General features: G+C 65.3%; 7 protein-coding genes. All 7 read left to right on the top strand.

Features of this window, described 5'->3' with window-relative positions; genetic code table 11:
* Positions 1-8 precede the first annotated feature (8 nt).
* On the top strand, positions 9-2,231 hold the full coding sequence (locus tag AC1MGT_RS09400) for a putative bifunctional diguanylate cyclase/phosphodiesterase (protein ID WP_499503961.1): 2,223 nt from the start codon (positions 9-11) through the stop codon (positions 2,229-2,231).
* A 6-nt stretch (positions 2,232-2,237) separates the two neighbouring features.
* Entirely contained in the window at positions 2,238-3,788 is a 1,551-nt protein-coding gene (locus tag AC1MGT_RS09395; protein WP_499503960.1) for an SEL1-like repeat protein, read from the top strand.
* Between the two features lie 108 nt (positions 3,789-3,896).
* A complete protein-coding gene (locus tag AC1MGT_RS09390) occupies positions 3,897-5,126 on the top strand; it encodes a putative DNA modification/repair radical SAM protein (protein ID WP_332533217.1) in 1,230 nt (409 codons plus the stop codon).
* Positions 5,123-6,658, top strand: coding sequence for a UdgX family uracil-DNA binding protein (locus tag AC1MGT_RS09385; RefSeq protein ID WP_499503959.1), 1,536 nt, complete (start codon positions 5,123-5,125; stop codon positions 6,656-6,658). The genes AC1MGT_RS09390 and AC1MGT_RS09385 overlap by 4 nt, the downstream gene beginning before the upstream one ends.
* Positions 6,659-6,823: 165 nt before the next feature.
* Positions 6,824-7,852 carry a TraB/GumN family protein gene (locus AC1MGT_RS09380; RefSeq protein WP_499503958.1) on the top strand — a complete coding sequence of 343 codons (1,029 nt, stop codon included), beginning with the start codon at positions 6,824-6,826 and terminating at the stop codon, positions 7,850-7,852.
* A 275-nt stretch (positions 7,853-8,127) separates the two neighbouring features.
* On the top strand, positions 8,128-9,846 hold the full coding sequence (gene kaiC / locus AC1MGT_RS09375; RefSeq protein WP_499503957.1) for a circadian clock protein KaiC: 1,719 nt from the start codon (positions 8,128-8,130) through the stop codon (positions 9,844-9,846).
* Between the two features lie 2 nt (positions 9,847-9,848).
* Entirely contained in the window at positions 9,849-11,567 is a 1,719-nt protein-coding gene (locus AC1MGT_RS09370; protein ID WP_499504272.1) for a putative bifunctional diguanylate cyclase/phosphodiesterase, read from the top strand.
* Positions 11,568-11,591: the final 24 nt, after the last annotated feature.

Below are 11,591 nucleotides of genomic sequence, written 5' to 3'. Positions count from 1 at the left end.
CCCTCACCATGCACGCGCACCCTGCCACCATGCTCCCTGGTGAACCTTCCCCATTTTCCCCGACACTCGAAGCCGATAGCCAGCCACGCCTGCTGCTGGTCGACGATGAACCCCGCCTGCTGGCGTCACTGCACGAATTGCTGCAGGGGCGCGGCTACCGCCTCACGACCGCGGCATCCGGCACGGAGGCGCTGGCGCAGCTGTCGCGCCAGCGCTTCGACCTGGTCCTGCTCGACCTGCGCCTGCCCGATATCGGCGGCCACGAGATCATGGACTTCATCAACGACAAGGGAATCGACGCCGACGTGATCGTGATGAGCGGCGAGGTGGGCATCGATGCCGCGATCGGCGCGCTCAAGCGCGGCGCCTACAGCTACCTGCGCAAGCCGTACAGCCGCGAAGAGCTGCTCTCGACCGTCAGCAACGCACTGGGGCGCCGGCGCCTGGCGCTGGAAAACGCGCGCATCGCGAACCAGCTCGAGAACTCCGAGAAGATGTACCGCTACCTGGTCGACTCGTCGCCGGACATCATCTATACGCTCAATCACGAAGGCCGCTTCACGTTCGTCAACGACCGGGCCTACCAGCTGCTCGGCTACACGCGCGAAGAGCTGATCGGCAAGCATTACTCGATCGTCGTGCACGAAGAAGACCTGGAACGCGCGCGCTACGTGTTCAACGAACGCCGCATCGACGAACGCGCGTCGCGCAACGTCGAACTGCGCCTGAAGTGCCGGGGCGGGAATGGCAACACCAGCAACGACCGCACGTTCAACACGACGCTAATGACGATTTCGCTGAACGCGATCGGCATGCACGTGCCGGACCAGGAAGTGAAAAAGCTCGAGTTCTTCGGCACCTACGGCGTGGCGCGCGACATCACGGACAGGAAGCGCGCCGAGGAAGTCATCGCCTACCAGGCCTACCACGACATCCTGACCGACCTGCCGAACCGCATCCTGTTCAAGGACCGCCTGGGGCTGGCCGTGATCCAGGCCAAGCGCAAGCAGACCGAACTCGCGGTGATGTTCATCGACCTCGATCGCTTCAAGCTCGTGAACGACACGCTCGGCCACGTCAAGGGCGACGAACTGCTGCAGCAGGCGGCCAGCCGGCTGAAGGAATGCCTGCGCAAGGGCGATACGCTGGCGCGCCAGGGCGGCGACGAATTCACCATCGTGCTGCCCGAACTGGTCAGCCACGACGACGCGCGCATGGTCGCGGACAAATTCCTCACCTGCCTGCAGCTGCCGTTCGACCTCGATGGCCACGAAGTGCACATCTCGGCCTCGATCGGCATCGCGATCTATCCGAAAGACGGCGAATCAATCGACGAACTGCTGCGCCACGCCGACATCGCGATGTACCAGGTGAAGGCGCTGGGCAAGAACGGCCACAGCTTCTATCACGACTCGATGCTCGAAGTGTCGCACCAGAAGATCGCGCTGGAGCAGGCACTGCGCCGCGCGCTCGAGCACGACGAGCTGGAGATGTTCTACCAGCCGCAGATCGACGCCATGACCGGCAATATCACGGGCGCCGAGGCGCTGATGCGCTGGAACCATCCAACGCGCGGACGCTTGTCGGCCGGCGAATTCCTGCCGTTCGCCGAAGAAAACGGCCTGATGCTGCCGATCTCGGACTGGATGATCGGCGCGCTGTGCCGTGACATGCTGCGCTGGAACGCCGTCGGCGGCAGCGACATCCGGCTCTCGCTGAACCTGTCGCCGCAATACCTCGACCGCGGCGACTTTTTCGAGAAGATGCGCGGCGCCCTGGCGCGCTACGCGATCTCGCCACAGCAGATCGAAGTCGAGATCACCGAGAACATCTGCATCCGCAACCCGCAGTATGCGATCGAGCAGCTCAACAAACTGTGCGAGCTGGGCGTGTCGATCGCGATCGACGACTTCGGCACCGGCTACTCGTCGCTGTCGTACCTGCACCGCTTCCCGATCCACACGATCAAGATCGACCAGTCGTTCGTCAAGGAGATCCATGAGGAAGACGGCCACTATCCGGTGATCCTGGCGATCATCTCGATCGCGCGCGGCCTGGGCCTGAACCTGATCGCCGAAGGCGTCGAGACCGAGGAACAGGCGCGCTACCTGCGTGCCAACGGCTGCATGACGATGCAGGGCTACCTGTTCTACCGCCCGATTTCGCTGGGCGACTTCATGGTGGCGCTGCGCACCCGGCCCGGATCGAACCTGCGCGCCGTGCTGGCCTGAGTGGGCATGCCCGACACGTCGTTGCACAGCGCCGAATTCCTGCGTGTGAAAGGACTGGCCGAGCGTGGCGTCGCCGAGGCCCAGCACAGCCTGGGCTTCATGTACGTGAACGGCCAGGGCGTGGCGCAAAGCGATGAACTGGCAGTGCGCTGGTACCGGCTTGCGGCCACGGCCAACCTGGCGCAGGCCCAGTACAACCTCGGCGTGATGCTGCAGAAGGGCCAGGGCGTGACGCAGGACTTCATGCTGGCCGCCCACTGGTACGAGCGCGCCGCCAGCCAGGGCTACGCGCTGGCCCAGTACAACCTGGGCTGGCTGTACGCCAAGGGGCAGGGCGTGGCGCAGGACGTGGGCCGCGCGCTGCACTGGTTCCGCCTCGCCGCAGAACAGGGCGAACCGGGCGCCCAGCACAATCTCGGGATGATGTACGACACCGGCAAGGGCGTGGCCCAGGACCAGGATGCGGCCCTGGACTGGTACCGGCGCGCAGCCAGCCAGGGCTACGCCCGTTCGCAGTACAGCCTCGGCCTGCGCTACGACAGCGGCCAGGGCGTGGCGCGCGATCCGGTGCAGGCGCTCGAGTGGTTGCGCAAGGCCGCGCTGCAGGGCTACGCGCCGGCCCAGTTCAATCTGGGCCTGCGCTACGACAAGGGCCAGGACGTGGAAGCGGACGGCGAACAGGCGATGCTGTGGTACGGCCGCGCGGGCATCCAGGGCCATGCCAGCTCGCAGTTCAATCTGGCGCTGATGTACGACACGGGCCACGGCGTGCCGCAGGACGATGCGCTGGCCGCCATCTGGTACCGGCGCGCCGCGCAGCAGGGCCATGCGGGCGCGCAGGACAGCCTGGGCATGCGCCATGAGCACGGCCAGGGCGTGGTGCAGGATGCGGCGCAGGCGGCCATCTGGTACCGCCGTGCGGCCGAGCAGGGCTTGCCGGTGGCGCAGTACCACCTTGGGCAGCTCCTCGACACCGGCAACGGCGTCGAGCGCGATGCGGTGGAGGCCACCGCCTGGTACCGCAAGGCGGCCGAGCAGGGCTACCTGCGCGCGCAGTTCGACCTGGGCCTGCGTCACGAAAACGGCATCGGCGCGGCGCAGGACAGCGTGCAGGCACTCGGGTGGTACCGGCGCGCTGCAGCGCAGGGTTACGCGGCGGCGCAGTACATGGTGGCCACGCTGCTCGACCGGCTCGATCTGGGCGACCCGGCGGAAGCCACCGACTGGCTGCACAAGGCGGCCGACCAGAAGCACGCGCTGGCGCAGTTCGAGCTGGGGCTGCGCTACGACTGCGCCAAGGGCGCGGACAAGGATTACGAAGCAGCCCATTTCTGGTACCTGTGCGCGGCGCGCCAGGGCCATGCGCGGGCCCAGTTCAACCTGGGCGTGATGTATGCGGCGGGGCAGGGCGCGCCGCGCGATCTGGTCGAAGCGTATGCGTGGCTGCATCGGGCGGGCGGCGCCGGGATCCGGCCGGCACGCGACTACCTGGCCCGCACCGCGCGCCGGATGGATGCGCAGCAGCTGGCGCTTGCCGAAGGCTTGCTGCACGCTTAACTAGCGTCCCGTCTTTGACCCGGCGCCACCCGCGCACGGGTGCGCTGCCGCACCCTCTGTCATGACACGCCACGCTATACTGTATGCCCATACAGCCACGGGCGTCCGATGGAACTCAACGACAAGCTCGAAATCCTGGCCGACGCGGCCAAGTACGACGCATCCTGCGCCAGCAGCGGTGCGCCCAAGCGCGGCTCCGAGGGCAAGGACGGCCTGGGCGCCACCACCGGCATGGGCATCTGCCACAGCTACACGCCCGATGGCCGCTGCGTCTCGCTGCTCAAGATCCTGCTCACCAACTTCTGCATCTACGACTGCCAGTATTGCATCAACCGGCGCACGTCGAACGTCCCTCGCGCGCGCTTTGCGGTCGACGAAGTGGTCAAGCTGACGCAGGATTTTTACCTGCGCAACTACATCGACGGCCTGTTCCTCAGTTCCGGCATCATCCAGTCGGCCGACTACACGATGGAGCAACTGGTGGCCGTGGCGCGCACCCTGCGCGAGGTGCACAACTTCCGCGGCTACATCCACCTCAAGACGATTCCCGATGCCGATCCGCTCCTGATTACCGAAGCGGGGCGCTGGGCCGATCGCCTGTCGGTCAATATCGAGCTGCCGACGCACGACAGCGTGACCAAGCTAGCGCCCGAAAAGAGCGTGCACACGATCAAGCTGGCGATGGGCTCCATCCGGCGCAAGCTCGATGAAAAAGCCGAAGAGCCAAGGTCGCCCGCCTTCGCGCCGGCCGGCCAGAGCACGCAGATGATCGTCGGGGCCGACGCCAGCGACGACCACACGATCCTCAACACCGCGGAGACGCTGTACGGCAGCTATAAACTCAAGCGCGTGTACTACTCCGCCTTCAGCCCGATTCCGCAAAGCCCCAAGAGCGTGCCGCTCGCGCCACCGCCGCTGCTGCGCGAGCACCGCCTGTACCAGGCCGATTTCCTGCTGCGCAGTTACGGCTTCACGGCTGGCGAGATCATGCCGCAGACGGGCAACCTGGCGCTGGACATCGATCCCAAGCTGGCCTGGGCGCTCTCGAACCGCGACCAGTTTCCAATGGACCTGAACCGCGTCGATGCGACGCTCATCGCGCGCATTCCCGGCATCGGCCTGCGCAACGCCAAGCGCATCGCCGACCTGCGCCGCATTCGCCGCATCCGCTGGGAAGATTTATCGCGGCTGCGCTGCAGCCTGAAAAAACTGGCGCCGTTCGTCGTCACCGCCGACTACAAGCCGGCGCAAGGCGCGACCAGCTCCGACCTGCTGCGCAAGCACATGGCCGACGCGCCGCAGCAGATGAACCTGTGGCCGGAGCTGCAGGCAGCATGACCCCCGCGGCCAGCGCAGCCGTCGTCGCCAGCGAAGCCGTCGCCGAGGTCCGCGCGGGCCAACCGCTGCTGGTGGCTTCGTTCGTCGAGTGGCGCGCCACGGCCCGCGCCCTGCTGCGCGCAGGCGTGCCGCCCGAGACGGTGACGTGGGGCGAGCCGGGCGCCGATCTGTTCTCGAGTGCGCCGGCAGCGCCGGCATCGGCCCTGGAGACGGTACAGCCGACTGGCGACCTTCTCGCCGCCCCGCCTGTCGAACGGGTGGCACAAGCCACGCCTAGGCCGCAGGTGCCGCGCTCCCTGATGGAGATGCTGCAAACGGCCGCCTGCTACCGCGACCACGACCGCTGGGCCTTTCTGTACCGTGTGGTCTGGCGCTGGCAGCAGGGCGAGCACGACGTGCAGTCGCCCGCCGATCCCGATGGCGCGCGGCTGGCGTCGATGGTCAAGGCCGTGCGGCGCGAGGTGCACGACATGTTCGCCTATATCCGCTTTCGCGAACGGCCGATCGAGGCCGGGCCGCCGCAGTTCGTGGCCTGGTTCGAACCCGCGCACGACGTGCTGCCGCAGGTGGCCGAGCATTTCGTCGCCCGCATGGGCAAGATGACCTGGATGATCGCCACGCCCGAGGCCAGCGTGCTGTGGGACGGCGCCACGCTGCACGACGCCGGGCCGTTGATGTCCGGCCCCGCCGACCTCGAAGACGACGGCGAGGCGCTGTGGCTGACCTACTACCGCAGCATCTTCAACCCCGCGCGCCTGAACACGAAGGTCATGCAAAGCCATGTACCGTCGCGCTTCTGGAAGAACCTGCCCGAGGGGGCTCTGGTGCCGTCGATGGTCAGCCAGGCCGGCCTGGGCGCGCGCCGCATCGGCCAGGTCGCCGAGGTAGGCCAGCGCCGCGGCACGACGATCCCGATCGCGGCCGAGAAGGCCCAGCCTGACCGCGAACAGCCATCGAAGCTCGACGAATGCCGCCGCTGCGAACTGTGGCAGCACGCGACGCAAGCCGTCGGCGGCATCGGCCCGGACCACGCGCAGATCATGCTCGTCGGCGAGCAGCCGGGCGACCAGGAGGACTTGTCCGGCCAGCCGTTCATCGGCCCGGCCGGCCAGTTGCTCGATCGCGTGTTTGCGCAGGCGGAGGTAGACCGCCAGGGCGTCTACATCACCAACGCCGTCAAGCATTTCAAGTGGGAGCCGCGCGGCAAGCGGCGCCTGCACAAGACGCCGGCGCAGAAAGAGATCGAAGCCTGCCACTACTGGCTCGAAAAGGAAATCGCCACCCGCAAGCCGAAAGTGATCGTGGCGATGGGCGCGACTGCGCTGAAATCGGTGCTGCAAAAGGGGAACGTGACGCTCAGGGACAGTCTCGGCCAACCGGTGCGCCATGGCGACGCGTGGGTGGTGACGATCTATCACCCGTCGTACGTGCTGCGTGTGCCGGACGAAGCAACCAAGCACGAAGCGTTTGCCGTGATGGTCGAGGGCTTGCGGGTGGCGCAGTCGCTGCTTGAGCGGTCTGGCGAGAACTGATCCACGTCGCGATATCGTGACGCGTGCGGAGGCGGGCGGGCACCCGTCCCAGGCCTACTTATCCGCACACTGCGCCTTGCGTATGCATTCGAAAGTCCTTGTGATCGCCACGATGGCCGCCTCATAATCGGCGCACGCTGGCTACTTTCACAACAGGATCTCTTCATGCGCCCACTCGTCGTTCCCGCACTGTGCTTGTCGTTACTGGCTGCCCCTGGATGGGCACAGTCGCTTGACGGGGCCGATGCCCCGCCTGCCGTTGTTGTCACCACGGACGCGGTCGAACCTGCGCCGGAACAGATTCACGTCGTCGCCCAGCGCCCTGGCCCGGGCATGTGGAAGGTAAAGAAGGGCGATCATGTGCTGTGGGTGTTCGGCACCTATGCGCCGCTGCCGAAGAACATGACGTGGCGTTCGCAGCAGGTGGAAAACGTCATCAGGAATTCGCAGGAATACCTGGCGCCGCCCGGCGCCACAGCCAAGCCGGGCTTTTTCAAAATGGTCACGCTGCTGCCAAGTCTGATCGGCATGCGCAAGAATCCGGATGGCGCGCAGCTGCGTGATGTTCTGCCGCCGGAAGACTACGCGCAGTGGAGCACGCTCAAGGCAACCTACCTGCTTGATAACAGCGACGTCGAACGCGAGCGGCCGATCTTTGCCGCGCAGGCGTTGACGGAAGCAGCGCGCAAGGGGGCGGGGCTGGTGAACGGCTACGCTGTGCGCAAGCAGGTGCTTGCACTGATCAAGAAGAGCGAGCTGAAACAGACGTCGACGGAGGTTGAACTGCCAACGGACAATGCGCGCGCGTTGATCAAGAACTTCAAGAAGTCGAACCTCGCTGACGCTGCCTGCCTGAGGACGACGATGGCCACGCTGAAGCAGGATATCGACGGCGCAACAGCGCGCGCCAACGCCTGGGCCAAGGGTGACGTGGATGAGATGCGCAAGCTGAACTACGCCGAACGCGAGGAGGCGTGTTTCGGCGCGCTGATGAACAGCGCCGCGCTCGATACGGAGCCTGAATGGAAGAACGTGAAGGTGCGCTCGCATGCGAAGTGGATCGCATCGGCCGAGAAAGCACTTGCTGCCAATGCATCGACCTTTGCACTGTTGTCGATGGACGATATTTTTGATCCGAAAGGCGTGATCGCGGCGCTGGCGGCGAAGGGGTATGAGGTCGAGCAGCCCGAGTAACCGCCTGCGTCAGGCCCCGGCGCTCGTGCGCCGATAGCGCTGCGGCGCGCCTGACGCGCGCAATCCACCGCATCCACGGCAGGGCGCTGTTCAAGCCTGTGGCGGCATTGATGGGCTTACCGTTGCGGTTGCGCGCCGCCAGGCAAGCTGTCGCTCTATTGTTCGGCCCATGTCAAGGCGCCGCGTCCTTTCGCGCCACATCTGGAACTCCCTATTCGTCCTTGCTGTCCTATCAACCAATCGGCGTGCTCCAGGCGCCGCCTCGGAGCATCCTCATGCCTGACGCTGACGTTGCGACTGTGAAAAAATCCCCCACCGGCATCGAGGGGTTTGACGCGATTACCGGGGGCGGCCTGCCGCATGGGCGCACATGCACCCTTATTGGCGGGCCCGGTAGTGGCAAGACCGTGTTCGCCTTGCAGACACTGATCAATGGCGCGCTCCTGTACGGCGAACGCGGCATTTTCGTCGCATTCGAAGAAAATTCGCAAAGCGTCATTGCCAACGCCGCTTCGTTCGGCTGGGATCTTGCTGGCCAGGACAAACTCACATTCATGGATGCCGGCATGTCGCCCGATGTCGTGCAGACCGGGCGTTTCGATGTCAGCGCTCTCTTGTCCGGCATCCGCGCCCGGTTTGCCGAGAACCATGCCACACGCATCGTGTTCGACTCGATCGACGTGCTGCTGTCGTTGCTCGACGACCCGTTCACGGAGCGGCAAGAGCTCTACCGCATTCAGGACTGGCTGGCCGTCAACGGCATCACCGGCATCGTCACTACCCGGGCGCGTACTGCCAACCAGACGAACGGGACCGGAAACGACTTCCTCGAGTACATGGCCGATTGCGTCGTGCATCTGAGCCAGCACGTCATCGGTGGCCTCGCCCATCGCGATCTGCGCGTGGCCAAATACCGCGGCTCGCCGATCTACGAAGGGGAATTCCCGCTGATCATCGGCGCGGACGGCATCGAAGTGGCCATGCCTATGTCGCACGAGATGCGTTTTCCCGCTTTCTCCGAGCGCGTCTCTACGGGCGTGGAGCGGCTCGACACGATGCTTGGCGGTGGCTATCTGCGCGGCAGTACCATCCTGGTGACTGGCTCGCCCGGCACCGCCAAATCGACGCTGGCTGCGGCCTTCGCCCATGCCTGCGTCCAGCGCGCCGAGCGCTGCCTGTACGTCAGCTTCGACGAGAGCAGCAGCGAGATCATCCGCAACATGTCGTCCATCGGCCTCGATCTGGCCTCTGCAGTCGCAGACGGCAATCTGCGCTTTCATTCCGTTCAGACTGGTGCGCTCAATGGCGAACAGCATCTGCTGTATATCAAGGCCCTGATTCGCCAGTACCAGCCGCGCTGCCTGGTGATCGATCCGCTGTCCGCCGTGCTCAGGTCGCAGGCGTTCGGCATCATGATGGATGTGCCGTTGCGCCTGATTGGGTTCACCAAGACCGAAGGCATCACCATGCTCAGCACGAGCCTGGTGAATAACAGCGACAGTCCCGAAAGCACGGAAATGAAAGTGTCCACCATCGCCGACACCTGGATTCACCTGTCATTCAAGGTCCAGATGGGCGAACGCAACCGGCTGCTGTCGATTGTCAAGGCGCGCGGCACTGCCCATTCGCGCCAGGCACGCGAACTGATCCTGTCCAATGACGGCGTGACGCTGTCGGACGTCTATATCGCTGGCGGTGAAGTCTTGATGGGTACGCTGCGCTGGGAAAAAGAAGAAGCCGTCCGGCGCGAGTCGGCGTTGTCGCATGCAAGCTTGCTAAAAAAGGAACGTGAACTGTCTCTGGCCGAGGCCCAGGTGGGCACCCACATCGAACTGCTCAAGCGTGAACTGGAGCTGCGTCGTCTGGAAAGCGAGGCGCTGGCCGAAGAAATGGCGCGTGACAAAGCGCAGCGCGCCACCGCCGCCAGTGAAATCGGCCGCCTGCGTGGCATCGACCAATCTTCTCGCGCTGACCACGAGCCGGGCGCACCGTGACCATGCCGGCATGGCTGGACGGGGTCGAACCGCCGTTGCATGTTGAACAGGTCCTGGCGTGCTTTGCCGAAGGGATCTTCGTTGCCGATGCCCGGCGTCGTATTCTGGCCGTCAATCCCGCCTTCAGCATTATCACCGGCTTTGCGCCGGCGGACGTCACGGGCGCGACCATGAGCCGGCTGAACGGCGCGCGCATGGATGCTGCAGCCTGCCGCGGCATGTGGCGTGCCCTCCGCAGCACCGGGCACTGGCGTGGCGAGCTGTCGTGCTGCACCAGCGCCGGCGTTCAACTGCCGCTGGCGCTGTCGCTGAGTGCAGTGCGCGACGAGCACGCCGTGCTGACCCATTACGTCGGCGTGTTTTCCGACCTCAGCGAGCGCAAGGCCGAGGAAGAGCGCATGGTCTTTCGCGCCCAGCACGATGCACTGACCGGTCTGCCGAACCGCTACCTGCTGAGCGAGCGGCTGACGCGCGCGCTGGCCACTGCCAGTAGCCATGCCGGCCCGGTTGCGCTGCTGTTCCTCGATCTCGACCGCTTCAAGCTGATCAACGACTCGCTCGGTCATCGCGTGGGCGATCTCCTGCTGCGTAGCGTGGCGGCGCGGCTGCAGTCGCTGATCCGCCCGGCGGACACCGTTGCCCGGGTCGGCGGCGATGAATTCGTTTTCCTCCTCCCGCATGTCGAGCAGCCTGACGTGCCTGCCACCATGGCACAGCGGATCATTTCGGCCATGGCTGAGCCGTACGACATCGAGGGCGAATGCCTTTCCATCGGCGCGAGTGTCGGCATCAGCATGTATCCGGCGGACGCTGCCGACGCCGACATGCTCACCCGCAATGCCGACAGCGCCATGTACAACGCCAAGGCGCGCGGGGGCAACTGCTTCGAGTTCTATACCGCCAAGCTGACCTCGCGCGCCGTGGAGCGGCTCATCCTTGAAAACAGTCTGCGCAGCGGCCTCGAGCATGACGAGTTCTTCATTTTTTACCAGCCTCTGGTATCACTGCCCACCGGCCGGGTCGTCGGTGCCGAAGCGCTGCTGCGCTGGTCCCATCCCATGCTGGGCATCCTGGGGCCCGACCGCTTCATTCCCACCGCCGAAGAGACCGGTCTGATCGTCGATATCGGCGAATGGGTCCTGCGCCGCGCCTGTGCCCAGAACAGCCTCTGGCAGCGGCAGGGTCTGCGGCCGATCCGGGTTTCCGTCAACGTCTCGGCGCGTCAGTGCCGTTCACAACTGGTGTCTGCGGTATCGAGTGCGCTGGCTGACAGTGCGCTCGACGCGCGCTACCTTGCACTGGAACTGACAGAAACGACGTTGATGGGCGACGTCGGCGACACGCTGCACAAACTGAAGGCGCTTGGCGTGCAGTTGTCGATCGACGATTTCGGCATTGGCTATTCCAGCCTGGGCTACCTGAAACGCTTTCCGATCGATAACCTCAAAGTCGACAAGTCGCTCATCGCAGAAATCGGCATTGGCGACCGCAACAGCTCGATCGCGGGCGCCACCATCGCGCTCGCCCACAGCCTGAACCTGACCGTTACCGCCGAAGGCGCCTACGCCGCCTGGCAAGGGCGCTATCTGCGCCAGCGCGGCTGCGACCTGGTACAGGGCTATTATTTCAGCCGCCCGCTGCCGCCCCACAAGCTGGCCTCGCTGCTGCGTGACGGCAGGACGGTCCGACTCGGCCCCGGTTACATGCGGTCCGATACATAGCGCGTGATATCGCCGCCAGGGCAG

This window comes from Telluria sp. BA11 (assembly GCF_056680305.1).
The sequence above is the reverse complement of the archived record's forward strand: the minus strand, read 5'-3'. Positions and strand labels throughout refer to the sequence as shown.